Source organism: Streptomyces sp. NPDC007088 (assembly GCF_042869355.1).
Taxonomy (GTDB): Bacteria; Actinomycetota; Actinomycetes; order Streptomycetales; family Streptomycetaceae; genus Streptomyces.
The window spans coordinates 174,016-198,303 of sequence record NZ_JBIAFO010000006.1; the positions used below are offsets into that span (position 1 = coordinate 174,016).

The 24,288-nt window shown below is 75.0% G+C and carries 21 protein-coding genes; 12 read left to right on the forward strand and 9 right to left on the reverse strand.

What is annotated here, in order from left to right:
* Positions 1-39 precede the first annotated feature (39 nt).
* Complete coding sequence (locus ACFYMP_RS12100) at positions 40-807, reverse strand: TIGR04222 domain-containing membrane protein (protein WP_388854685.1); 768 nt, start codon at positions 805-807, stop codon at positions 40-42.
* Positions 808-1,068: 261 nt separating this feature from the next.
* Here ACFYMP_RS12100 and ACFYMP_RS12105 point away from each other — a divergent pair, with 261 nt between their 5' ends.
* On the forward strand, positions 1,069-1,923 hold the full coding sequence (locus ACFYMP_RS12105; protein ID WP_388854688.1) for an aminoglycoside phosphotransferase: 855 nt from the start codon (positions 1,069-1,071) through the stop codon (positions 1,921-1,923).
* 76 nt (positions 1,924-1,999) lie between these two features.
* Here the strand turns inward: ACFYMP_RS12105 and ACFYMP_RS12110 are convergent, their stop codons facing one another.
* The gene (locus ACFYMP_RS12110) at positions 2,000-3,256 is read right to left on the reverse strand and encodes a DUF692 domain-containing protein (RefSeq protein ID WP_388855158.1); all 1,257 of its coding nucleotides are present in this window, start codon (positions 3,254-3,256) and stop codon (positions 2,000-2,002) included.
* A gap of 397 nt (positions 3,257-3,653) precedes the next feature.
* Between ACFYMP_RS12110 and ACFYMP_RS12115 the strand changes: the two genes are divergently transcribed.
* Positions 3,654-4,898 carry a phosphatidylserine/phosphatidylglycerophosphate/cardiolipin synthase family protein gene (locus ACFYMP_RS12115; RefSeq protein ID WP_388854691.1) on the forward strand — a complete coding sequence of 415 codons (1,245 nt, stop codon included), beginning with the start codon at positions 3,654-3,656 and terminating at the stop codon, positions 4,896-4,898.
* A 27-nt stretch (positions 4,899-4,925) separates the two neighbouring features.
* Here the strand turns inward: ACFYMP_RS12115 and ACFYMP_RS12120 are convergent, their stop codons facing one another.
* Complete coding sequence (locus ACFYMP_RS12120; RefSeq protein ID WP_388854694.1) at positions 4,926-5,720, reverse strand: peptidyl-tRNA hydrolase; 795 nt, start codon at positions 5,718-5,720, stop codon at positions 4,926-4,928.
* Positions 5,721-5,789: 69 nt separating this feature from the next.
* Between ACFYMP_RS12120 and ACFYMP_RS12125 the strand changes: the two genes are divergently transcribed.
* Positions 5,790-6,467, forward strand: a complete 678-nt coding sequence (locus ACFYMP_RS12125) for an AIM24 family protein (RefSeq protein WP_388854697.1) — start codon at positions 5,790-5,792, stop codon at positions 6,465-6,467.
* A 65-nt stretch (positions 6,468-6,532) separates the two neighbouring features.
* Here ACFYMP_RS12125 and ACFYMP_RS12130 read toward each other — a convergent pair whose 3' ends face one another.
* Together ACFYMP_RS12130 and zapE are read right to left on the reverse strand one after the other, a co-directional pair.
* A complete protein-coding gene (locus ACFYMP_RS12130) occupies positions 6,533-6,745 on the reverse strand; it encodes a hypothetical protein (protein ID WP_388854700.1) in 213 nt (70 codons plus the stop codon).
* A gap of 67 nt (positions 6,746-6,812) precedes the next feature.
* A complete protein-coding gene (gene zapE, locus ACFYMP_RS12135) occupies positions 6,813-7,898 on the reverse strand; it encodes a cell division protein ZapE (RefSeq protein WP_388854703.1) in 1,086 nt (361 codons plus the stop codon).
* Between the two features lie 37 nt (positions 7,899-7,935).
* Here zapE and ACFYMP_RS12140 point away from each other — a divergent pair, with 37 nt between their 5' ends.
* The 4 genes from ACFYMP_RS12140 (at position 7,936) to msrB (ending at position 11,380) form a co-directional block, all read left to right on the forward strand.
* Positions 7,936-8,709, forward strand: coding sequence for a pyrimidine reductase family protein (locus ACFYMP_RS12140; RefSeq protein WP_388854707.1), 774 nt, complete (start codon positions 7,936-7,938; stop codon positions 8,707-8,709).
* A gap of 213 nt (positions 8,710-8,922) precedes the next feature.
* The gene (locus ACFYMP_RS12145; protein WP_388855161.1) at positions 8,923-9,375 is read left to right on the forward strand and encodes an indole-3-glycerol phosphate synthase; all 453 of its coding nucleotides are present in this window, start codon (positions 8,923-8,925) and stop codon (positions 9,373-9,375) included.
* Between the two features lie 163 nt (positions 9,376-9,538).
* Positions 9,539-10,960, forward strand: a complete 1,422-nt coding sequence (gene murC, locus ACFYMP_RS12150) for a UDP-N-acetylmuramate--L-alanine ligase (protein WP_388854710.1) — start codon at positions 9,539-9,541, stop codon at positions 10,958-10,960.
* A 12-nt stretch (positions 10,961-10,972) separates the two neighbouring features.
* On the forward strand, positions 10,973-11,380 hold the full coding sequence (gene msrB / locus ACFYMP_RS12155) for a peptide-methionine (R)-S-oxide reductase MsrB (RefSeq protein WP_388854713.1): 408 nt from the start codon (positions 10,973-10,975) through the stop codon (positions 11,378-11,380).
* Between the two features lie 54 nt (positions 11,381-11,434).
* On the opposite strand, the gene ACFYMP_RS12160 is transcribed toward msrB, so the two are convergent.
* The gene (locus ACFYMP_RS12160) at positions 11,435-12,664 is read right to left on the reverse strand and encodes a M20 family metallopeptidase (RefSeq protein ID WP_388854716.1); all 1,230 of its coding nucleotides are present in this window, start codon (positions 12,662-12,664) and stop codon (positions 11,435-11,437) included.
* Between the two features lie 267 nt (positions 12,665-12,931).
* On the opposite strand from ACFYMP_RS12160, the gene ACFYMP_RS12165 reads away from it, so the two are divergent.
* Positions 12,932-13,987 carry an Lrp/AsnC family transcriptional regulator gene (locus ACFYMP_RS12165; RefSeq protein ID WP_388854719.1) on the forward strand — a complete coding sequence of 352 codons (1,056 nt, stop codon included), beginning with the start codon at positions 12,932-12,934 and terminating at the stop codon, positions 13,985-13,987.
* Between the two features lie 66 nt (positions 13,988-14,053).
* Here the strand turns inward: ACFYMP_RS12165 and ACFYMP_RS12170 are convergent, their stop codons facing one another.
* Both ACFYMP_RS12170 and ACFYMP_RS12175 read right to left on the reverse strand, forming a co-directional pair.
* On the reverse strand, positions 14,054-16,555 hold the full coding sequence (locus tag ACFYMP_RS12170) for a GTPase-associated protein 1-related protein (RefSeq protein ID WP_388854722.1): 2,502 nt from the start codon (positions 16,553-16,555) through the stop codon (positions 14,054-14,056).
* A gap of 262 nt (positions 16,556-16,817) precedes the next feature.
* On the reverse strand, positions 16,818-17,789 hold the full coding sequence (locus ACFYMP_RS12175) for a TIGR03557 family F420-dependent LLM class oxidoreductase (protein WP_388854725.1): 972 nt from the start codon (positions 17,787-17,789) through the stop codon (positions 16,818-16,820).
* 357 nt (positions 17,790-18,146) lie between these two features.
* Here ACFYMP_RS12175 and ACFYMP_RS12180 point away from each other — a divergent pair, with 357 nt between their 5' ends.
* The 4 genes from ACFYMP_RS12180 (at position 18,147) to ACFYMP_RS12195 (ending at position 22,143) form a co-directional block, all read left to right on the forward strand.
* Positions 18,147-18,932 (forward strand): Fpg/Nei family DNA glycosylase, encoded by a 786-nt coding sequence (locus ACFYMP_RS12180; protein WP_388854728.1) that lies wholly within the window; start codon positions 18,147-18,149, stop codon positions 18,930-18,932.
* A gap of 134 nt (positions 18,933-19,066) precedes the next feature.
* A complete protein-coding gene (locus ACFYMP_RS12185; RefSeq protein WP_388854731.1) occupies positions 19,067-19,573 on the forward strand; it encodes an FBP domain-containing protein in 507 nt (168 codons plus the stop codon).
* Positions 19,574-19,745: 172 nt separating this feature from the next.
* Positions 19,746-20,870, forward strand: coding sequence for a M24 family metallopeptidase (locus ACFYMP_RS12190; RefSeq protein ID WP_388854734.1), 1,125 nt, complete (start codon positions 19,746-19,748; stop codon positions 20,868-20,870).
* 310 nt (positions 20,871-21,180) lie between these two features.
* Complete coding sequence (locus tag ACFYMP_RS12195) at positions 21,181-22,143, forward strand: glycosyl hydrolase family 18 protein (RefSeq protein WP_388854737.1); 963 nt, start codon at positions 21,181-21,183, stop codon at positions 22,141-22,143.
* Positions 22,144-22,217: 74 nt separating this feature from the next.
* Here the strand turns inward: ACFYMP_RS12195 and treZ are convergent, their stop codons facing one another.
* Positions 22,218-23,966: a malto-oligosyltrehalose trehalohydrolase gene (gene treZ, locus ACFYMP_RS12200; protein WP_388854740.1), complete on the reverse strand. Its 1,749-nt coding sequence runs from the start codon at positions 23,964-23,966 to the stop codon at positions 22,218-22,220.
* Between the last annotated feature and the right edge of the window lie 322 nt (positions 23,967-24,288).

Below are 24,288 nucleotides of genomic sequence, written 5' to 3' on the forward strand. Positions count from 1 at the left end.
AGGGATACTTCGGGTGTGGTCGTATGAAGTAAAGGACCGTCAGACCGTGTCGGCCGAGGCGTACGTGGTGAAGGCCGCCCGCAACTGCGGCTCGTGCACGACGCGCAGTCCGTGCACGGCGAGCGCGGCGTCGGCGCGGGCCGCGGCCTCCTGGAGCGCCTCCTCGCCCAGCGGGGACGCCCAGCGCGCGTAGGGCAGGATCTCGATCCGGCCGATGAGCGCGCAGCCCGCCGCCAGCAGGAAGGGCAGCCCGAACCAGCCGGCCAGTTCGGCGGTGGAGTGCCCGGGGTGCGGAACGGCGAGCAGCGTGCCGAGGCCCACGGCGAGGACGAACAGGGCGCTGAGCCGCACCTGGCGCATCGCGCCGTTCACCCGGGACCGTATCTCCTCGGGAACGGCGAGCCCGGCGGCGGTCAGCCGGGCCGCGAGGGCGCGTACCGCCTCACAGTCCGCGAGCCGGGCCCGCAGCGCCGCCACCGGGTACTGCCCCTCGGGGCCGAGCGCGCCCAGCACGGCCCGCTCCATGGGGTCGCCGCTGTCGGGGACGACGGCGGTGGCCCAGCCGGTGTGCGCCAGGAGCAGCCGGCCGCGCCTGGCCATCGCCACGAGCGTCAGCTCCACGACCCGCGCGGGCCCGCCGGAGAGGAAGGCCGTCTCGGTGAGGGTGAGCGGACGGCCCCCGGGCCGGCCCCGCCGGTCGGTGAGCCGGAAGACCGGGTCGGCGGCCCGGACGGCGGCCAGACAGAGGCGGGCGCCGGCGAGGGCGGACGCCCCGCACGCGAGAAGCAGGAGCGGTATCCACAGCACCAGGGTGTTATACAGCGCGGGCCGTGGCCCGAGCCATGCCCCGCCTCACACAGGGGAGGTGACGTGCGGCACGTGACCTGCGCGTTCTGGCCCGGCGGGGGTGTCCTGAGGTCAGCGGTGCCCGAGGAAGGCGTGCAAAGCCTCGATGCCGGGCCCGGCCGCGCCGTCCTCCCCCGAACCTGGGGGACGGGGCGGGCCTGGCGGTGCGGACTGGCGATATACGGATGCGCCGGGGTGGGCGGGGGAGGCAGGATGCGCGGCGTGACCGATCAGCTGAACCGGGCCCGGCCGCTCCCGTCCGCCTCCGTCCTCGCCGCCTTCGGCGTACGGGGCGAGCCCGTCCCGCTGGCCGGCGGGCAGGGACGGTGCGTGCGCGTCGACGGATACGTGTTCAAGCCCGCCGAGCCGGACGAGGGCGCGTCGGAGTGGGCCGCCTGCCTCCTGGAGGGGCTGGCCCCCGACAGCCGTTTCCGCGTTCCGCGGCCGTTGCGGGCGGCGGACGGGCGGAGCGTCGTGGACGGCTGGACGGCCGCTCAGTTCCTGCCGGGCGAACCGGGACCCCAGAGGCGCTGGGCCGGGGTGCTGGAGGCCGGGCGCGCCTTCCACGCCGCCCTGCGAGGAGTACCCCGGCCCGGGTTCCTGGGCCGGCGTACGCATCCCTGGGCCGTGGCCGACCGCGTCGCGTGGGGCGAACAGGACATCGAGGTGATCGAGGACCTCTCCGCGCCGTTCGCCGCCCTGCTGGGGCTGAGGCGGCCGGTGGGTCAGGACGGGGCGCAGCTCGTCCACGGCGACCTCACCGGCAACGTGCTCTTCGCCCCCGGCGCACCGCCCGTGGTGATCGACTTCTCGCCGTACTGGCGGCCCCCGCTGTTCGCCGAGGCCGTCGTGGTCGTGGACGGTCTTTTGTGGTTCGATCCCCCCTCCGGGCTGCTGACGAGCGCCGCGAGCCGTCCGGACTGGCGGCAGACGCTGATCCGCGCGCTGATCTTCAGGCTCGTCGCGCAGAGCGAGATCACGAGCCGCTCGGGCCGGATCCGGGCCGGAGAGCCGGAGCGGTACGCGAGGGCGGTCCGCGCCGTGGTGGACCAGCTTCCGCCCGAGGGCCCCGGCTGAACCGGCCCGGAAACCCCCGGGGGTTCCTCGGGGGTTCCTCGGGCCGGTTCAGCGGCCGGGCGGGACACGCGCGCCCTCAGGGCCGCCCTCGCGTCCGCGGGAGCGCGCGCAGTCGGGGGCGGGGTGGCGTGGGCCCGGAGCGCTCCCGCCACCAACGGTCGAGGCGGCGCCCGGCCCGGCGTCCGAGGGTGTGGTCCTCGCGCAGGACGTGCCCGGCGAACTCCAGCGCGTCCCGCCGGTAGCCGCCGGTCAGCGGGGTGCGGCGGGCGTAGGCGAGGAAGGCGGGGCGGTACGCGGGGCCGAGGATCACCGGCAGTTCCGGCGCCACCTTCGCGACCACCTCCGCCCGCTTCCCGGCGAGCGCCCGGCTCTGCACCGCCAGCCGCGCGGCGTCGAAGCCCTCCGGGGCGGGCGCCCCGGCCACCAGCGCGGACAGCAACGCGGCCTGGGCGAGCCCGAGGCGGGTGCGCACCGGATCGGCGAGGGCGACCGGAGCGGCCTTCCGCGCGGGCCCCGGGACCGGCCCCCGGACTTCGGCCCGGCCGGAGGGTTCCGTCTTTCGGCGCGTCCCCGCGCTCCGCACCGTCTCGCGTATCGCCCGCAGTTCGCCCTCCAGTTCGGCGGGCGGCGGGAACGCGTCGTCACGCTCCAGCAGGACGCCCGGCGGTTCGGCGCGGGCGCACAGGGCCGCGAGGACGTCGAGTACCTCGGGCGGCACCGGGTGGGCGTGGGTGTCGTGCCACACGCCCTCGCGCAGCACGCCGCCCGCGACGTGGACGTACGCGAGGGCCTCGACGGGCAGTTCGGCCAGGGCCCGCGCGGCGTCCTCGCCCCGGTTGACCTGATTGGTCCACAGGTTCGCCACGTCGATGAGCAGCCGTACCCCTGTCCGCTCCACCAGCTCGTACAGGAACTGGCCCTCCGTCAGCTCCTCCCCGGGCCAGCCGAACAGCGCGGCGATGTTCTCCACGGCGAGCGGCACCGGGAGGGCGTCCTGGGCGATCCGTACGTTCTCGCACAGTACGTCCAGGGCCTCGCGGGTACGCGGCACCGGCAGCAGGTGACCGGCCTCCAGGGCGGGCGTCGCCGTGCGCGGTCCGCCGGCCCTGACGAAGGCGATGTGCTCGGTCACGAGCGGGGAGCCGAGAGCCAGCGCGCGCTCCGCGAGCGCCGCGAGGCGGTGTTCCGCGGGGCGCTCCGCGTCGCCGAGGCCGAGGCCCACCCCGTGCGGGACGACGGTCACGCCGCGGGCGCGCAGCCGCAGCAGGGACTCCGGCAGGTGTCCGGGGCACAGGTTCTCGGCGACGGCCTCGACCCAGTCGACCCCGTCCATCCGCTCGACGGCCTCCGCGATCTCGGGCCGCCAGCCGATGCCCGCGCCCAGGCGCGGGGGCGAGGCCCCCGGACCCGCTGCCGTCCGCGTACGCCTCGCGCCCGCCGCCGTACCCGCTGCCGTCATGTGATCTCCCCCTCTTCGCACGTGAGCCGTGTGCACCGGTGATGGCCCCGGCGCGGCCGTACGAACCCCGCCCGCGCGGTTTTCAGAGCTGGATCTGAGCTTCGGCGCCCGGAGCGGACGCCTCCGGCGCGGGGCCCGCCGGGTCCGCACAGGTGCGCAGGCGGTCAGCGGGCCCGGACGGGGCATAAGCCTTCCCGTACCGATCGTTTGTTCACGTCGTTCGTTCATGGCGCCGCCGCGCGGCCCGGGACGCCAGGGAGGGCCGGATCACATGACCGCGACTGTCGAGCCGCCGTACGCCGAGAGCCGCACCGAGGGCGAGGACGCGGTGGAGGCGGCCACCGAGGACTCCGCCGTGCTGGAGGACCGGGCCCGGCGGGTGCGGCGCCGGCTGGAGCGGCTGCTCGGGATCGCCATGACCGAGGGCAACGGCCTGCGGGTCCTGCGCAACGGCGACGAGATCTTCCCCGCGATGCTCGACGCGATCGCCGGGGCCCGCCACACCATCGACATGATGACCTTCGTCTACTGGCGCGGGGACATCGCCGCACGCTTCGCCGAGGCCCTCGCGGAGCGGGCCGGCGCCGGGGTCCGGGTGCGGCTGCTGCTCGACGGCTTCGGCTGCCGCACCATCGAACCCGGGCTGCTCGACCTCATGGAGCGCGCGGGCGTCGTGATCTCCTGGTTCCGCAAGCCGCTGCTGATCTCACCGCTCAAGCAGAACCACCGCTGCCACCGCAAGGCCCTCGTCGTGGACGAGAGACTCGCCTTCACCGGGGGCGTGGGCATCGCCGAGGAGTGGTGCGGCGACGCGCGGAACGAGCACGAGTGGCGCGACACCCACGTCGAGGTACGCGGACCCGCCGTCGACGGCACCGCCGCCGCGTTCGCGCAGAACTGGGCCGAGTGCAACCCGGAACTCTTCGACGACCGCGACACCTTCGCCCCGCACCGGCCGGCCGGGGACGCGGTCGTGCAGGTGGTGCGCGGATCGGCCGCCTTCGGCTGGCAGGACATGCAGACCCTGCTGCGCGTCACCATGGAGTCGGCCGAGGAACGCCTGCGGATCTGCACCGCCTACTTCGCGCCCGACGACTACTTCATCGACCTCATGTGCGCGACCGCCCGGCGCGGGGTCGAGGTCGAACTGCTCCAGCCCGGCGCGTACACCGACAAGCGGGTGTGCCAGCTCGCCGGGCAGCGGCACTACGAGCAACTGCTCGACGCCGGGGTGCGCATCTGGCAGTACCAGCCCACCATGATGCACGCGAAGATCATCACGATGGACCGGGTGCTGTCCCTGGTCGGTTCCGTGAACCTGAACCGGCGCTCCCTCGAACACGACGAGGAGATCATGCTCGCCGTCCTCGACCCCGCCCTCACCGCGACCCTCGACGCGCACTACACCGAGGACATCGCGCGCAGCGAGCGGATGCGCGCCGCCCGCTGGAGGCGCCGCTCTCCCGTCCAGCGCACCCGCGAGGCACTGATGCGGCCCATCGCGCGCTACCTGTGAGCCCGCCGGGCGGCCGTCACCCGGGGCTCAGCTCCGCGGCAGCCCCAGCCGCCGCCGCAGGACGGGCAGGTCCGCGAGCGCGGTGCGCGAGTTGGGGGCGACCTCGGTGAAACCGGCGTCCGTGACCACGGGCAGCCCGCTCCCGGCCAGCGCGTTCCAGCGTTCCGGCTCCGCGACCCGTACGGCCAGCGGGAAACCGGCCGCCCGCCACGCGGCGCGCTCCTCGCCGCCCAGCTCCCACCAGGCGAGCTGGGCGGCGTGCCCGGCCTGCGCCATCGACTTGCCCGCCGACATCGGCACCCCCGGGTTCATCCAGATCACCGGGGCGTCCGGGCCGGGCGCGGCGGGCTCCTCGGCGTCCTCCAGTTCGGTGCCGGAGACCTGGAGCTTCGCGAGGTCCTTCGGCCACGCGTCGACCGGGACCGGCGGGTACACCCGCACCTCGGCCGACTTCCCGGCCAGCGTGATCCCGGGCAGCTCCTGGGCGCGCCGCCACTCGGCCCCCCGGGCCCGGCGGACGACCTTGCGGATGCGCGCGTCCTGCCAGTCCCGTACCGCGCGGGCCCACTCGCCCTCGTCCGGGCCGGTGCCGAGGGAGCGCGGGTCGGACAGGAGCGAGAGCACGGCCCGAGCCGCCGTCTCCAGCGCGTCGGTGCGGCCCGGGGGCGCGGACTTCTCCAGGCGCACGACGAGGGGGAGGACGAACTGCGGGGCCTCGTCCCGCGCGCCGCGCCCGTCCCGGAAGGGGCTGTCGGGCCCGTCCGGGGAGCGGTCGGCGGAGGGGAGGCCGGTCCCGGCCGGAGGAAGGTCGCTGCTGCTCACGCCTTAAGTCTGCCAGTCGTCATCTTCCGGCCTCTTGGCGCGGGCACCGGGGCCGGTGAGGATGGGCGCATGAAAAGCGATCTTCTGGCCGCCGAGTACCTCGCGCAGGCCGCCCCCGCCCCCGGCATGACCCTGGAGAACCCCAAGGCGATCAAGTACGCGGTGCGGGGCGAGATGCTCGCGCGCCAGGGCGCGATGATCGCCTACCGCGGAGACCTCCGGTTCGAGCGCAAGGGGCAGGGCATCGGCGGGCTGCTCAAGCGCGCCGTGACCGGCGAGGGCCTGCCGCTCATGGCGGTGCGGGGCCAGGGAGAGGCGTGGTTCGCGCACGAGGCGGCGAACTGCTTCGTCGTCGAACTGGAGGGCGGCGACCAGTTCACCGTCAACGGCCGCAACGTCCTGTGCTTCGACGCGACGCTGTCGTACGAGATCCGGACGGTGAAGGGCGCGGGCATGACCGGCGGCGGACTGTTCAACAGCCTGTTCTCCGGCCACGGGAAGCTCGGCCTGGTCTGCGAGGGCCACCCGATCGTGATCCCGGTGACCGACCGCGACCCGGTGTACGTCGACACGGACGCGGTCGTCGGCTGGAGCGCGCACCTCGCCACCTCCCTGCACCGCTCGCAGAGCGTCGGTTCGATGCTGCGGGGCGGCTCCGGGGAGGCCGTCCAGCTCAGGCTGAGCGGGGAGGGCTTCGTCATCGTCCGCCCGAGCGAACTCACCCCGGAGAAGAACAAGGCGAACTGAAGGACGCGGCGGGGGCCGGCGCACCCCGCGCGGGACGGGGCGGGACGTGGGGCCCGCCGAGCCGCTCAGCCCGAGCAGGCGCCGCGCTGGGCCTCCTGCCACGCGCACACCGGGCACAGCGTGACGCCCTTGTACGACTCCGGGTACTCGCTCGGCTCGCGGCACAGCACGCACTCGGCGCGCGGCTCCTCCGCGCCCTGGGCCGGGTCCGGCGGGGCGAGCGGGAGGGCGGCCGGTACGCAGTACCCGCCGGTCTCGGGTGCGGGGGACTCAGCCATGTCCTCCAGGGTAGTGCGGCGGACGGCGCGGCCCCGGGCCGCGCCGGCCGCCCCGTCCCCGGAGGGCTCAGCCCTGTTCCGTCACGAGTGCCTTCGCGTCGCGGGCGAGCGCGGTGAGCCGGGAGATCGCCCGGAAGTACTTCTTGCGGTACCCGCCGTTCAGCATCTCCTCGCTGAACAGCCGGTCGAAGGGCAGCCCCGAGGCGAGCACCGGCACCTCGCGGTCGTACAGCCGGTCCGCGAGGACCACCAGACGCAGCGCCGTCGACTGGTCGGGGACCGGCCCGACCCCGGTGAGGCACACGGCCGACAGGCCCTCGGTCAGCGCCCCGTACCGGCTCGGGTGGACGCGGGCGAGGTGGCCCAGCAGATCCGGGAACGCGTCGAGGCTCGCGCCGGGCGTCGCGTGCGCGGCCCGCGTCACCCGCTCCTCGGAGAAGGGGGCGGGCGCCTCGGGCAGCCCCCGGTGCCGGTAGTCCTGGCCGTCGATGCGCAGCGGACGGAAGTGGGCCGACAGGCCCTGGATCTCGCGCAGGAAGTCCGCCGCGGCGAACCGCCCCTCGCCGAGCTTGCCCGGCAGCGTGTTGGAGGTCGCCGCGAGCGCGACGCCCGCCTCGACCAGCCGTCCGAGCAGCGAGGACACGAGCACGGTGTCGCCGGGGTCGTCGAGTTCGAACTCGTCGATGCACAGCAGCCGGTGGCCGCTGAGCGTACGCACCGTCTCCTGGAAACCGAGCGCCCCCACCAGATTCGTCAGCTCCACGAAGGTGCCGAACGCCTTGGCCCGGGGCTCGGCGGGCGTCGCGTGCCACAACGAGGCGAGCAGGTGGGTCTTGCCGACTCCGTACCCCCCGTCGAGATACACGCCGCGTGCCGCGGCCGGTGCCTGCGGCTTGCGCGCGAACCACTTGCGCCTGCCGCCCGCCGCCGGGGCCTCGCCGAGGGAGGCCGCGAAGGCGCTCAGCACCGAGACGGCCTCGGTCTGGCTCGGCTGCGCGGGATCGGGTACGTACGTCCCGAAACGCACCGAGTCGAAGCGCGGCGGCGGCACCATCTCGGCGACCAGGCGCTCCGGGGGGACACGGGGCTCGCGCGCGCAGAGGGACAGCGGCTTGGCCCCGGCTATGGGCGTGGAGGCGGAGGAGGTCGACACGAGTAACCAGTTTAGGCGCCGTGCGAGACTGCACGGTATGCGAAGCCTGTTCCCCGTGACCGACGAGAGCGCGGCCGACGTGGACCGGGAGTGGTCCCTCGACGAGCTGGCCGAGGTCTACGCCTACCCCGAGCACCTTCCGGCCGGTACCGGACTGCTGCGCGCCAACATGGTGTCCACCCTCGACGGAGCCGCCCACCACGAGGGCCGCTCGCAGGGCATCTCGGGCGCCGCCGACATGCGGGTCTTCGGGGTGCTGCGGGCCCTGGCCGACGTGATCGTGGTCGGCGCGGGGACCGTACGGCAGGAGGGCTACCGGCCCGCGAAGGCCCGCGCGGCCTTCGCGGAGCGGCGCGCGGCGGCCGGGCAGGCGCCCGCGGCCGCGATCGCGGTGGTCTCCGCCGGGCTCGACCTCGACTTCGGCCTCCCGCTGTTCACCTCGCCGCTCGTGCCGACCCTCGTCGTGACCGGGGCCCAGGCGCCCGAGAAGCGGGTGCGGGCCGCCGAGGAGGCCGGGGCCGAGGTGGTCTTCGCCGGCTCCGGCGCCGCGGCCGACCCGGTGCGCCTGCGCCAGGAACTGGCCGCCCGCGGACTGACCCGGCAGCTCACCGAGGGCGGTCCCCGGCTGCTCGGCGAGTTCGTCGGCGCCGGGACGCTCGACGAATTGTGCCTGACCGTGTCGCCGACGCTGACCGCGGGAGACGCGCCCCGCATCGCCTTCGGCCCCGGCCGCGCCGCCCCCGCCGCCTTCGCCCCCGCCTCAGTCCTCACCGAGGACGGTTTCCTCTTCACGCGCTACGTCATCCGCTGAACCACGCACGGTGACGACCCCGCCGACTCCGGTCACCGACGAGCCCTCCCGGCGCGGCACTTCGGCGGATCATGGCGGAATGTGTCGTTCCGTTTAGCTGTCGCTGGGCAGACTTACGTGAGCGGACCCCGACCCCGGGGTAGCAGGATGTTCCGGTCCGGGCCCACCGGCCCGTAGAGAGAAGAGGCGCCTGTCGTGTTCACGAGCGTATTGATGATCGAACAGCCGCTGTCCCCGGTGGACGTCGAGTTCGTCACCACCCTGCACGGCGACGAGAAGGTGCGCTTCGCCGTCCTCATGCAGCCCCGGGGAGACCAGGACCGGCTGCTGCGGGCCATCGACGACGTGGCCCTGGGCGAGCTGACCGAGGTGGTCAAGGAGGCGGAGGTCCCCGAGGGGGAGTCGGCCGTACCGCCCGCCAGGATCGCCCTGGAGCACTCGCTGACCGCCCTGCGCGCGCAGGGGGCGCAGGCCGAGGGGCGGATCGTGGAGAACCACCCGCTGAACGCCCTCAAGAAGGCCGTCGCCGAGATCGGCGCCGACGAGGTCATCGTGCTGACCGCCCCGCACTACGTCGAGGAGTTCTTCCACCGTGACTGGGCCTCCCGCGCCCGGCACGAGGTCGGCGTCCCGGTCCTGAAGCTGTACGCGCACAGCGAGGCGTGAGGCGAGCGGAGAGCCCCGGGGCGCCCGGCGGGGGGCGAGCCCGACGGCCCGCCGCCCAGGGGACGGGGACGCGGGGGGAGCGCGGCTTATGGTGTGGGGGATCAGATCAGCCGTACCCGGGGCCACCGCTCCCGGGCGCACCTCAGCCGTGGAGACGTGACAGATGGCAGCCGGCCTTCCCCCCGCCCTGGACCGACCGCACTTCATCGGCATCGGCGGCGCCGGTATGTCGGGCATCGCGAAGATCCTCGCCCAGCGCGGCGCGGCCGTCGCCGGGAGCGACGCCCGCGAGTCGGCGACCGCCGGGGCGCTGCGGGCGCTCGGCGCCACCGTCCACATCGGGCACGCAGCCGGCCACCTCGACGAGGACACGTCGAGCGTGGTCGTGTCCTCGGCGATCCGCCCCGACAACCCCGAACTGGTCCGCGCCGCCGAACTCGGCGTGCCCGTCGTGCACCGCTCCGACGCCCTCGCCGCCCTCATGACGGGCACCCGCCCGCTCGCGGTCGCCGGCACCCACGGAAAGACGACGACCACCTCGATGCTGGCCGTGTCCCTGGGAGCCCTGGGGCTGGACCCCTCGTACGCGATCGGCGGCGACCTCGACGCGCCCGGCTCCAACGCGCACCACGGCGGCGGCGAGATCTTCGTGGCCGAGGCCGACGAGAGCGACCGCAGCTTCCACAAGTACGCCCCCGAGGTCGCCGTCGTCCTCAACGTGGAACTCGACCACCACGCGAACTACGCCTCCATCGAGGAGATCCACGAGTCCTTCGAGATCTTCGCCGGCCGTGTCGTGCCCGGCGGCACCCTCGTGATCTCCGCCGACCAGGCCGGCGCCCGCGAGCTGACCCGCCGACTGCGCGAGCGCGGCGGCGACCTGCGGATCGTGACGTACGGGGAGGCCGAGGACGCCGACGTACGCGTCCTGGCCGTGCGCCCGCGCGGACTGCGCAGCGAGGTCACCGCCCGCATGACCGACGGCACCGAGCTGAGCTTCGGCGTCTCGGTACCGGGCCGCCACTACGCGCTCAACGCGGTCGCCGCCCTCACCGCGGGGGCCGCGCTCGGCGTCCCCGCCGCCGAGCTGGCGCCCGCCCTCGCCGCGTACACCGGCGTCAAGCGCCGTCTCCAGCTCAAGGGCGAGGCGGCCGGGGTCCAGGTCATCGACTCCTACGCGCACCACCCCACCGAGATGAACGCCGACCTGGAGGCGATGCGCGGCGCCGCCGAGGGCCACCGCATCCTCGTCGTCTTCCAGCCCCACCTGTTCTCCCGCACCCAGGAGCTGGGCACCGAGATGGGGCAGGCCCTCGCGCTCGCCGACGCCTCCCTGGTCCTCGACATCTACCCGGCCCGGGAGGACCCGCTGCCCGGGATCACCAGCGACCTGATCATCGACGCGGCCCGCCGCGCCCACGCCGACGTCACCCACGTACCGGACAAGGCCGCCGTCGCGGAGGCCGTCGCGGGAATGGCGAAGCCCGGTGATCTCGTTCTCACCATGGGGGCGGGCGACGTCACCGAACTGGGCCCGCAGATCCTGGACCGGCTCGCGGCAGCCGGCCCGCACAGCGAGCAGTAGGAGGAACACGCGATGGCGTACGAGATCGACAAGCCGGACGAGGAGTGGCGCGCCGAGCTGAACCCGGCGGAGTTCGCGGTACTGCGTCAGGCCGCCACTGAACCGGCCTTCACCGGTGAGTACACCGACACCAGGACCGAGGGCGTGTACTCCTGCCGGGCCTGCGGGGCCGAGCTGTTCACCTCCGCCACGAAGTTCGAGTCGCACTGCGGCTGGCCGTCCTTCTTCGACCCGAAGGACACCGACGCCGTCGAGCTGATCCAGGACCGCTCCCACGGCATGGTCCGCACCGAGGTCCGCTGTGCCCGCTGCGGCTCGCACCTCGGCCACGTCTTCGAGGGCGAGGGGTACGCGACCCCGACCGACCAGCGGTACTGCATCAACTCGATCTCCCTGCGGCTGGAGCCGAAGGCGAGCTGAGCCCCGCCGCGCCGGGCCCGGTCCGTACGGGACCGGGCCCCTCGCATGCCGGGGTCACGCGGCCCGTTCTTCGAGGGCGCGGGTGGCGAGGGCGGCGAGCAGGGCCGCCTGGTCGTCGAGGACGCTGTCGTCGAACACCGCCTGCGCCGAGTGGTTGACCGCCGCCGTCGCGGGATCGGCGCCCGGAGCGGTGGCGCCCACCGCGAGGAAGGCACCGGGCACCTCCTGGAGCACGAGGGAGAAGTCCTCGGAGCCCGACACGGGACGCGGCACCTCGAAGACCCTCCCCGGGCCGAACAGCTCCCCGGCCGTCTTCAGGGCGAAGGACGCCTGCTCGGGCGGGTTGACGGTCGCCGGGTACTGAGGCGTCCAGTCGACCCGGGCGCTCACGTCGTGGGCGGCGGCGATGCCGTGCACGGTGCGCCGCACCAGCGTCTCCACCTGTGCGCGGGCCGCCTCCGAGTAGGTGCGCACCGTCGCCTCGAAGCGCGCGGTGTCCGGGACGACGTTGCGGGCGGTGCCCGCCGCGATGACGCCGACGGTGACGACGGCCGGGTCCTGCACGTCGATCTCCCGGGCGATCCTGGTCTGGACGGCGGTCACCATCTCGCACGCGGCGACCACCGGGTCCCGCGTCAGGTGCGGCATCGAGCCGTGTCCGCCGCGCCCCGTCACCGTGACGTCGACCGCGTCGCAGGCGGCGAGCAGCGTCCCGGCCCGTGTGGCGAAGGTCCCCGACGGGAGCACCGTCGAGAACACGTGCACCCCGTACGCGGCCACGACCCGCGCGCCCGCCGCGTCCAGCACGCCCTCCTCGATCATCAGCCGCGCGCCGTCATGACCCTCCTCGCCCGGCTGGAACATGAACACCACGTCGCCCGCCAGCTCCTCGCGCCGCGCCGCAAGCAGCCGGGCGGCGCCCACGAGCCCGGCCGTGTGCAGGTCGTGCCCGCACGCGTGCATGAGACCGTCGACCTCGGAGGCGTACGGCAGTCCGGTGTCCTCCCGTACCGGCAGCGCGTCCATGTCGGCGCGCAGCAGGACGGCGGGGCCGGGGCGGCCACCGCGCAGGACGGCGGTGACCGAGCTGAGCGCCTTCCCCGTCGTGATCTCCAGCGGCAGCCCCTCCAGGGCGGACAGGACGGCCCGCTGGGTGTGCGGCAGGTGCAGCCCGAGCTCGGGACGGCGGTGCAGGGCGCGGCGCAGGAGCTGGAGCTCGCCCGGGGCATCCGCGGGGGTGGCGGGGCCGGTGGGCGTTTCGGGGTTCTGGGAAGGGCTCGTCATGGCCGGTATGGTGCGCCCCACGCGCCCCCGCGCCCCCGCTCGCGCAGTTATCCGCCGGACGACCGGGAGCGGACGCAGGGATCAACCGGGCCGGGTCCGGGGTCGGGACCTGGGAGCGGACACACCTCGTCGCTCCGGCGCGGGAGGAGCCTGGCTCCCACGGGGCCGGTAGGGGGCCGTACGGGCCGCGCAGAGCTGGTAAGGGCCGTAGTAGGCGGCTCAGGGGACTCGTACGGGACTCGTACGGGAGAGGACGGGCGGACCGGCGTGCTGGACGAACTCGACTACGTTCTCGTCACCGCCCTTCAGCACGCCCCGCGTGCCGACTGGCGGCGGATCGGGCAGGCGGTCGGAGTGGACGCGACCACGGCCGCCCGCCGCTGGGCCCGGCTCACGGACGCCGGACTGGCCTGGCTGAGCTGCTACCCCAGCCCCTGGGCCATGCCCCGCCTGCTCGTCGCCTACATCGAGGTCGACTGTGTGCCGGGGCGGGCCCACGAGCTGTGCGCGCGGCTCGTCGACGACAGCCCCCTGTTCAACATCGAGCGCACGACCGGCGCCAGGGACCTCGTCCTGACGGCGGTCTTCCGCGACCGGGCCGAACTGAGCCGCTACCTCGACTTCCGGCTCGGCGGCCTCCCGGGTGTCGTCCGGCTCAGGACCCAGCTCGCCACCACCCTGCACGTGGAGGGCAGCCAATGGCGCCTGGACCGGTTGCCGGCCGAGCGCCGTGCGCTCCTCGCCCCCGTACCGCACGAGCCGCGGGAGCCGGCCAGGACGGTGCTCGGCGATCCGGACCTCGCGCTGGTCCTGGCCCTGGGCGCGGACTGCAGGCAGAGCGCGGCGGCGCTGGCCGCCCGCACCGGCAGCAGCCCCACGACGGTCCGCAGACGTCTGGAGCGGCTGGCGGCGGCGGGCGCGATCACCTTCCGCTGCGAGCTGGCGCACTCGGTGTCGGGCTGGCCGGTGAGCGCCACCCTGTGGTGCGCCGTCCCGGCCGCCGACACGGCACGCGTCACCGCCGCCCTGTCCGGACTGCGCGAGACCCGCCAGTGCGCGACCCTCTCCGGACCGCACAACCTGATGCTCACCGCCTGGCTGCGTTCCATGGACGACATCCAGCCCTTCGAGGTCTCCCTGGGCCGGCGTCACCCCGAACTACGCGTCGACGACCGCGCCGTGACCCTGTGGCAGCCCAAACACGCGGGCCACGTCCTGTCCCCGGACGGCCGGCGGCTGCGCTGGGTCCCGTTCACCCCCGAGTGGACCGACCCCGGGGCCGAGGCGGCCGAACAGGCGGCGGTGGCGCGACTGCGGGGCTGAGGGGCGGCGCCGTGCGGACGGCGGGCCCGCCGGGCGGGGCCGGGCGGGGCCGGCCGACGGCAGGGCTCACTGCTCGCGCGGCGGCGTGTTCCGCGCCGCCGCGCTCAACCGCCGTCCCAGCCGCCCCAGCGCGCCCGGACGGGCCCACGCGCGGAAGGCGTCGGCGCGGTGCCTGCCCGCCTGGGCCAGGTGTTCCTCGGCCGCACGCCGCGCCTGGGCGGGCAGGGCGCGCACGACGGGGCGCAGCACGTCGTCGAGGAGGCCCGTGCTCACCTCCCGCCACGTCGGGTCGGCCGCCGTGTGGGCCGTCCAGTCCACGAAGCAGCCCGCGATCAGCCCGGGACGCTCGCGCAGCAGGGCGCGGAACTCCTCGGTGCGGGCCGTCTCGCCGTATGCGGTCACGAGGTCGCCGTCACCGCTGTGGGCCAGTCCGTACAGCTCGCCCTCCGGGGTGCCGGGGGAGCGCAGCAGCGCTTCGGCGAGCGCGCGGTACGCGCGGACGCGGACCTCCGGTTCGAGGGGTTCGGCGGCCCGGCGCAGCCGGACCGCGTGCTCGGCCCAGTCGGACGCCCGCCCGGCCCGGACGTCGTGGGCGAGCTCCAGCAGGAGCAGCGCCGACCGCTCCCGGGCATGGATCCGGTCCGGGAAGAACCGGAGCAGGAGCGGGGCGAGCGCGAAGTCGTAGGGCTCCGTGACGGGGGTGTGCAGGGCCACGTCCAGCGCGACCCGCCAGGTGCCGGCCGCGCGGTGGCCGTCGGAGCCCGCGGTGTGCAGGACGCGCACCGTCTCCGAGGCCGTGGGCGGCTGTCCGGGCCATATGAGACGTAGCGCGGTGCGCAGCAGCGAGGGCCGCGCGGACCACGAGGGGCGGCTGCCGGCCAGCAGCGCCTCCCAGGCCGTCACCGGATCGGGCGCGGACGCGCGGACCGTTTCGGCCTCGGCGCACATCCGCAGGTGCGGCGCCGGTCGCGCGGAGTCCAGGGGCAGGCGCACCCGGTGCAGCAGCGCGCTCGCCGCGGCCGGGTCCGCGCACGCGAAGGCGTCGAGCCGGGGCAGCAACGCGGCCCGCAGCTCCGGCAGTTCGGCCAGCGCCTCGGGGGAGGGCAGTGCGGCGGCGACGGGGTCCTCGTCCGGACCGGGATTGGTGGTGAGGGCGGCGGCGAGGCGGTCGGCGACGCCGCCGAGGGCGGGCCCGCAGTCCACTCCGAGGACGGCCGCGACCTGGAGGAGTCCGACACAGCGGCGCGGGGCGGTCGCCGGATCGGCCGTCGCGAGGCGCACCTCCGGGCCGAGCAGGGCGCGCAGCCTCTCCCGGTGCTCCTCGGTGAGCGCGGAGCCGGACGGTACGGGTGTCCCGGACAGCTGTCCGCGCACGAGCGCGGTGAGCACGGAGGCGGCCACCGGGGCCGTCACGGCGAGCGGTGCCCGCGCGTCGAGCCGCGCGTACCAGCGGGCGACGGCGACGGCCTCCGCCCGGGTCTCGGGCGGCTCGGCGCACAACACGGCTGCCACGGGAGCCAGTTCGATCCCTTTGGGGGAGTCTGCCGCGAGGTGCTCCGCCGTCGCCGCACGCAGGTGGGCGGGCAGGCGCACCCCGCTCGCCAGGGCGGCGAGGCGGAGCGCGTCCGCGTCGAGAGCGGGACGGGCGGCGGCCGCTACCTCGGGCCGTCCCACGCGCCACAGAAACGCGGCGACCTCGGCCCACGCGTCCGCGCCCGTCACGTCCGCGCCCGTCACGTCCGCGCCCGTGCTGCCGGCGTGCGCGGTACCCGGGGCGGGCACGGGCGACGAGGTGCAGTCCAGCACCACGTACCGGCCCTCTCCCACCGGGTCCGGGCCGCCCGCCTCCTGCGGCCCGGTGCCCACGATCCGCTGGGACGCCCGCCCGGGACACGGGCTGTACGTGGTGAACGTGAGCCGCCGGGCCCGCCGCGGAGGCAGGACGGCGCACGCGAGCATGATCCAGCGGGCGACGAGTGCGGGGTCGCGTTCCACGACGACCAGGCGGGGTGCGCCGGGATCGACGAGGACCCACCGCACGTGCGCGAGGAAGGCCGCGAGCCAGGGCCGGCGGGAGGCGGCGAAATCGGCCAGGGCCTCCGCGTCGGGACTCCCGTCGGGCGGAGCCGCGAGCAGGGCTTCGCGCAGCCCCTCCTCCGCCGCCGCCCCGCGCACCGGCCGGACCGCGTCCCGGAAGGCGACGGGCGGCAGACCGGCGGGCAGCCCCGCTCCCGGCGGCAGGTACACGGCGAGCGGACGCGGCACCGGCCCCGCGTGCGCCGCCCAGGACAACAGCATTCCCCCGTCGGCGAATTGGTCCACGGAGAAGGAGACGGGGGCGCCCGCCTCCGCGGTGGCCCGCCGGGGTACGGCGGGAGGTGCCACGAGGTGACCGAGGAGTGTTCCGGCCTCCTCCAGCACGGCGGGCGGAGGATCCACCCCGGCGGCGCCCGGCGCGGTGAGCCGTACCCGCCGTCCGGTGGCGCCCTGACCGGGCTCCTCGACGCTCACCCGCAGCGGCACCGGCCCGTGACCGCTCCCGGCGGAGGGGACGCGCTCCCCGCTCACCGGGCCGCCCCCGGACGCCCGGCACCACGAGAACGGCGGACGCGGCAACACGCCGCCGCCCGCCGCGCGTCCGCCACCCCGGGACGTCGCCCCGACCTCAGCCCCACGGAACGCTCCTGGTCCCTCGCGCACGATGAGCCCGCCGGGCGTCCCCTCGCCTCGTACGGGTGCTCGACTCTAGCGGCTGACCGCCACCCCGGACCGGCGGACGGCGGTCAGGGAGCCGAACTCCCCTCCGTGGGAGGGCAGGTGCGAGCACACCCTAGGCCGACGGCGTGAGCCCGCGCATGCGCTGGTCCAGTTCCCGGCGGTAGAAGTCGATGAACCCGTCCGGGTCGGGGCCCGCGTTCTGCATCACCAGATGGTCGAAGCCGGCGTCGACGAAGGGCCGCGCGACCTCGACGTAACGCTCCGGATCACTGCCGCAGGCGAACTGGGACAGGATGTCCTCCTCGCGGACGGTGGCGGTCGCGGCCTCGAAGTTGGCCGGGTTGGGCAGTTCGCTCATCACCTGCCAGCCGGTGACCGCCCACCGCGAGGTCTTCAGCGCCGCCCGCGCGGCGGTGTGCTCATCGGCCGCCCACGCCATGGGGACCTCGGCGTAGCGCGGCCCGTCGCCGCCCGCGGAGCGGTAGGTGTCCACCATCCCGCCCTTGGGCTCGGTCGCGAACAGGCCGTCGCCGAGTTCGGCGGCCAGACGGGCCGAGAGGGGACCGCTCGCGGCCACCGCGATGACCGGCGAGCGCCGCGGCAGGTCGAAGACCCTGGCGTCGTCCAGCCGCAGGTACCTGCCGTGGTACGACTGGTAACCGCCGCTCCACAGCAGCCTGATGATCTCCAGGGCCTCCCGCAGCCGGTCGTGGCGCTCCGGCACGGAGTTGGGGAAGCCCTCGCCGGTGACGTGCTCGTTGAGGCGTTCGCCCGCGCCCACGCCGAGAGTGAAACGGTCGTCGGAGACCAGCGCGAGGGTCGCGGCGGCCTGGGCGATGATCGCCGGGTGGTAGCGGACCGTCGGACAGGTCACCCCGGTGGCCAGGCCGATACGGTCCGTCTTCGCCGCGATCGTCCCGAGCACCGTCCAGGTGAAGGGCGAGTGCCCCTGGACGTCGAGCCACGGGTGGTAGTGGTCGCTCATCTCCACGAAGTCGAATCCGGCCTGCTCCGCGAGCACCGCCTGCCGGATCAGTTCCTTGGGCCCGAACGACTCGGAGGCCAGCTTGTAGCCGATCTGCACCGTTTCCTCTTTTCTGTGTCCCCGGTTTTCCAGGTCGCCGGCCGAAGCGCCCGGCCGGCGGTTCTCGCCAGCCGTCTCCGGCGGGGATGTCCCGGTGCCCCCGCGCCGTGCGGCTCCCGGCACGGCGTCACCGGGCGCCTCGGGCCGTCGGTGGGCCGTGGCGTCCGGTCGGCAGAGACCGCTCCCACACTGGCAAGGGGGCCCCAGGGGGCGGCGCCGCCACGCCGCCGGGCGGCCGGGGTCACCGGGACAGCCCCACGGCGGGTGCCGGGCGGCCGGACGCCGCCGAGAGGACGTACCCGGCCCGGCGTGCGAGCCTGGAAGCCCGGCGGGGGTGAGGAGGCAGGTGATCCGGACATGCCCGAGCTGCCCGACGTGGAGGCGTTCCGTGCGGTCCTCGCGGACTGCGCCCGGGGCCGCACCATCGCCCGGGTCGAGGTCCACGACCCCGGCGTCCTGCACGACGTCGACGCACGGCACCTGGGCGACGCGCTCGAAGGGCGCCGCTTCACCGAGCCAGGACGGCGCGGGAAATGGCTGCTCGCGCACACCGGCGGTCCGACCGTGCTGTTCCACTTCGGGATGACGGGGCGGCTCGTGTGCGGCGGCCGGGACGAGGCCCCGCACCCGCACGACCGTGTCGAGTTCGTTCTCGCGGGCGGACGCCGGCTCCGCTACCGGGACCAGCGCAAGCTGAAGGGCCTGTGGCTGGCGGACCGTTCCGGCGTCGCCCGGCTCCTCGACTCCCAGGGGCCGGACGCCACCGAGGTGACCCGCGAGGCCTTCGACGCGCTGCTCGGGGACCGGCGCGGGGCCGTCAAGGCCGTCCTCACGGATCAGGGCGTCCTGGCCGGACTGGGCAACCTGCTCGCCGACGAGATCCTGTGGCGCTCCCGGGTCCGCCCCCAGGAGCCGGCGGCGGCCCTCACCCAGGAACGGCGCCACCGCCTCTACCGGGACATGCGGAGCGTCCTGAGAGCCTCGGTCCACGCCGGTCACGTCCCCCCGGAGAACTCCTGGCTGACCGGCCACCGCGCCGAGCCCGATCCGCGCTGTCCGCGCTGCGGCACCCCGCTGAGCCGGACCCGGGTCGGCGGCCGGACCACCTTCTTCTGCCCCCACTGCCAGCAATCCGGCGGCTGAGCGCGGCTCGCCCGGCCGCCGGGCCGGGCGAGCCGCGCTCACCTGCCGGTACGAGGCCCGCGCGGCTGCGCGCCCCGAACCTAAACGATGAAGGTATTTGCCTTGTCACCATAGGAGCGGTTAGCGTCGACGGTATGGAACCCCTGACCGAATCCGGCATCCGTACGTCCTTCGTGAACTGCACCAAGGGCGAGGCCGCGCGGCTGCACGTGCCCCGGAGTCTCGGGGAGCTGCGCTGGGGCGACCTGGACTTCCTCGGCTGGCGCGATCCGGCCGCCCCCGATCGCGGGTACCTCGTCGTGCCCGGCGGGTCCGAGGGCGCCCGCCCCGTGGGTGTCGCGCTGCGGGCCACCACCGCCCGCCACGGCGCGGCGCACCGGGGCATGTGCTCGGTCTGCCTGACCACCCACCCCGGTAGCGGCGTGGCCCTGATGGCGGCCCGCAAGGCCGGGCCGGACGGGCGGAAGGGGGACTCCGTGGGCGTGTACCTGTGCGCGGATCTCGACTGCCCGCTGTACGTGCGCCGTATCAAGGTGTCGAAGGCGGTCGGCGGCCGTCCGCGGGAGTCGCTGACGCTCGACGAGCAGATAGCCCGCACCCTCTCCCGCCTCGGCGAGTTCGTCGACAAGGTACGGGGCTGAACCGGTCCCGCTCCTGAGTGCGCCCGTCACGTCGCGGCGGGAGGGGGCCCGTCCGCGGCGGTTCCCTCTCGCGCCGGGCCCCCTCGCGCGGCAAGATGGCGGGGCACCGGGCGGACGCGCGCACACAGGTCCGCCGCGCACGCGACACAACGCACTGCGGAGGCGACCGACCATGGCGGCGACACCCACCCCCTTCACCTCGGACGACTACCGGTCCCGCATGGAGCGGGCGGCCGGGGACGCGCGGGACGCGGGACTGGGCGGGCTGATCGTCACGCCCGGACCCGACATGGACTGGCTCACCGGCTACCGTCCGCCGGCGGCCACGGAACGGGCCACCCTCTTGGTGCTCGCGGCCGGCCGGAAGCCCGTGCTGATCGTTCCTGCCCTGGAGGCGCCCGACGCGGAGAAGGCGCCCGGCGCCGCGGTCCTCACCTTCGAGGCGTGGCGCGACGGGGTCGACCCGTACGGGCTCGCCGTCCCGCTGCTCGCCCAGGGCGGGCGCTACGGGGTCAGCGACAACGCGTGGGCGCTGCACCTGCTGGGCCTGCAGAGGACGCTGCCGGGAACGCGGTACGTCGCGCTGACCGAGGCGCTGCCGATGCTGCGCGCCGTGAAGGACGCGGCCGAACTGGACCGGCTCGCGGCGGCGGGGGAGGCGGCCGACGCGACGTACGAGGAGATCAAGAGCGTACGGTTCGCCGGGCGCAAGGAGACCGAGGTGGCCCGCGACCTCGCGGCCCTCCTCGTCGGGCACGGCCACTCGCAGGTCGACTTCACCGTCGTCGGATCGGGCCCCAACGGGGCGAACCCGCACCACGAGGCGGGGGAGCGGACCATCCAGGAGGGCGACACGGTCGTCCTCGACTTCGGCGGCCTCAAGCACGGCTACGGCTCCGACACCACCCGCACCGTCCATGTCGGTGAGCCCTCTCAGGAGGTCAGGGACGTGCACGCCGTGGTCCTCGCCGCCCAGCGCGCCGGCTGCGCGGCGGTCCGTCCCGGCGCGGCGTGCCAGGACGTCGACCGCGCCGCCCGCCAGGTCATCGAGACGGCCGGGTACGGCGAGTACTTCATCCACCGCACCGGCCACGGCATCGGCGTCACGACGCACGAACCGCCGTACATGATCGAGGGGGAGAGCCGGGAACTGGTGCCCGGCATGTGCTTCTCGGTCGAGCCCGGCATCTACCTGCCCGGCCGCTTCGGCGTCCGTATCGAGGACATCGTGACCGTGACGGAGGACGGCGGGCGGCGCCTGAACCGGACCTCCCGCGAACTGGCCGTCGTGGCATAGGCGTTGTCCGGACCGGCGAACGAGGGCACGCGGACTCCGCGGCCCGTGCGGCCGGAAGAGGGTACCCGGGTGCGCCGGCGGCCGGCCGCGCGGGCCACCGCCCCGTCCGTCCCCCTCCTCCGCCCCGCCCCCTCCTCCGCGCCGGCGGCCCCGAGCCGCACGGTTGGCTCCGTACCCCGCGCGGCGCCCTGGACCGGCGCCCCCGGCACACCCGTGCACGGCCTCTTGCGGTCGGGTGAGCCGCGCGCTTTCATGGCAAGCCCCCACGGGGACCGCCCCACCGGTCCGCACGCCAAGGAGCAACGCAGCCATGCGTATTCGTCCCGCTCGCCCTGTCCGCCGCCGCCGTCTGCTGACAACGTTGTCCGTACTCGTGGTCCTCGGCGCCACCGCCCCGGCCGCCGGCGCGGCCCCGGGGTCCTCGCCGGCGGCCGCCGCAGCGCCCGACGACCACCGTGTCGTCGTCTACTACCAGACGCAGTTCTCGGGCGGCACGTACGTCTCCCCGCGCGAACTCACCGATCGCGGTACGGGAGTCACCGACGTGATCGTCGGCGCGATCCACCTGAACGACGACGGCGGGGTCACCCTCAACGACACCCCGCCCGACGACGGCAGGTTCGACGGGATGTGGGACGACCTCGCGGCCGTACAGGACAGCGGCGTCCGCGTTCTCGGCATGGTCGGCGGCGCGGCGGCCGGGAGCTTCCAGCGGCTCGACACCGACTTCGACACGTACTACCCGAAGCTGAAGCAGGTCATCACGGACCACCATCTCGACGGCGTCGACCTCGACGTCGAGGAGTCCATGTCGCTCGGCGGCGTCGAGCGGCTCATCGACCGGCTGCGCGCCGACTTCGGTACCGGGTTCACCGTCACCCTCGCCCCGGTGGCCACCGCGCTCAACGGTGGCGGGAACCTCTCCGGGTTCGGCTACGACCGGCTCTACGAGGAACGCGGCGACTCCATCAGCTGGTTCAACGTGCAGTTCTACTGCGGCTGGGGCTCGCTGAACGACACGGGCGGATACGACGGCATCATCGGCCACGGAAAGGTCCCGGCCTCCAAGGTGGTCGCCGGAACGCTCACCAACCCGGCCAACTGCGGGAGCGGGTACGTGCCGGTCGACACCCTGGAGTCCACCGTCTCCGCCCTGTCCGCCACGTACCCGGACTTCGGGGGAGTGGCCGGCTGGGAGTACTTCAACTCCGAACCGGGCGGGACCGCCGCACCCTGGGAGTGGGCCGCCCATATGTCCGGCGCCATGCGCTGACCACACGGGGCGTGCGGGGCCGGCCGTTCCACCGGCCGGCCCCGTAGCTCAGCGGAGCGCCGGGCGGGCCCGGTTCACGCCTCCTCGACCAGTACCGCGCAGGACTGCCCCGGCACCGTCACCGTCCCCTCGCCGTCCGGCTGCGGGACCTTCTCCCAGGCGGCGAGCACCCGCACCGGGCCCGGACCGACCGGGATCTCGGCGGGCTCCTCGCCGAGGTTCACCGCGAGGCGCACGTCCCCGCGCCGCACCGAGAGCAGGCGTCGCTCCTCGTCGAACACGACCTTGACCGCCGCCAGATCGGGTGCGAGGAGATCGGGGCGGGACTGACGCAGGGCGATCAGTGTCCGGTACCAGTCCAGGAGCCGGGCGTGCGGTTCGCGGTCCGGTTCCGACCAGTCCAGGCAGGAGCGCTCGCGCGTCGCGTGGTCCTGCGGGTCCGGGATGTCCTCGGCGGCCCAGCCGTGCGCCGCGAACTCCCGCCGCCGGCCCTGCCGTACGGCCTCGGCCAGCCCGGGATCGGTGTGGTCGGTGAAGAACTGCCACGGCGTCCCGGCGCCCCACTCCTCGCCCATGAACAGCATCGGGGTGAACGGCGCGGTCAGGACGACGGCCGCCGCGCAGGCCAGCAGGCCCGGCGGCAGGGTCGCCGAAAGACGGTCGCCCTGCGCGCGGTTGCCGATCTGGTCGTGGGTCTGCGCATAGCCGAGGAAACGGTGCGCCGAGGTGTGCGTACGGTCCACCGGGCGCCCGTGGTGGCGGCCCCGGAAGGAGGAGTACGTACCGTCGTGGAAGTACGCCCCGGTGAGCGTCCTCGCGAGCGCGGCCAGCGGGGCGCGCGCGAAGTCCGCGTAGTAGCCCTGGGCCTCACCGGTGAGCGCCGTGTGCAGCGAGTGGTGGAAGTCGTCGTTCCACTGCGCGTCCACCCCGAGGCCGTGCTCCGCTCGCGGGGTCACCACGCGCGGGTCGTTGAGGTCGGACTCGGCGACGAGGAACAGGGGGCGGCCGGTCTGCGCCGCGAGCGAGTCGACGGCCGCAGAGAGCTCCTCCAGGAAGGTCAGCGCCCGCTCGTCGCACAGCGCGTGCACCGCGTCCAGCCGCAGCCCGTCGATCCGGTAGTCCCGCAGCCAGGCCAGCGCGCTGCCCAGCAGATAGGCGCGCACCTCGTCGGAGCCCGGGGCGTCCAGGTTCACGGCCGCCCCCCACGGCGTGTGGTGCGTGTCCGTCAGGTACGGGCCGAAGGCGGGGAGGTAGTTGCCCGAGGGACCGAAGTGGTTGTGCACGACGTCCAGGACCACCCCGAGCCCGCGTGCGTGCGCCGCTTCCACGAACCGCTTCAACGCCTCGGGCCCGCCGTACGGTTCGTGCACGGCCCACAGCGACACCCCCTCGTATCCCCAGCCCCAGCGCCCCGGGAACGGGCACACCGGCATCAGCTCGACGTGGGTGACGCCGAGGCCGGCGAGGTGGTCCAGGCGAGCCGCCGCCGCGTCGAGGGTGCCCTCGGGGGTGTACGTGCCCACGTGCAGCTCGTACAGCACGGCCCCCGGCAGTCCGCGCCCCGCCCAGTCGTCCGGCCACGCGTGGCGGTCGTGGTCGACGACGGCGCTCAGCCCGTCCGGCCCGTCCGGCTGGCGCCGCGAGCGCGGATCGGGCAAGACGGGGCCGCCGTCGACGGCGAAGCCGTAGCGCGTGCCGTCCCGCGCCTCCGCCCGCGCCGCCCACCAGCCCGGCCGCTCCGGATCGCGGGCCATCGGCCGCGACTCGTCCTCCACCTGGAGCGTGACCTGCTCCGCGTCTGGTGCCCACACTGCGAACTGCACGGACGCATCCCCTCGGTTCCTGGTCGGCCGCTGACGGTGACAGCGCTTGTCCATGGTGCGTCAGCGACACGCTTTTCGGTGGTGATTCACCGAGCCCGGCCGGGCTGTGCGTGTCGCCCCTCGCGACCCACGGACCGGGCGGCCGAGCCGGACGGGCGCCTGCGACGTCCGGCCGTCCCGGCGAAGGGCGCTGCCGGTCACCGTACTGATGTCCCCCCAAGCGGCGCGCCAATCCAGGGCGGCGCCCCCCGCGCAACCCGCCGGGGCAGCCGCGCCCTCCCTCACCGGCTCACCGTCCGGCGTCGGGCCCGGCCTGCCCCGC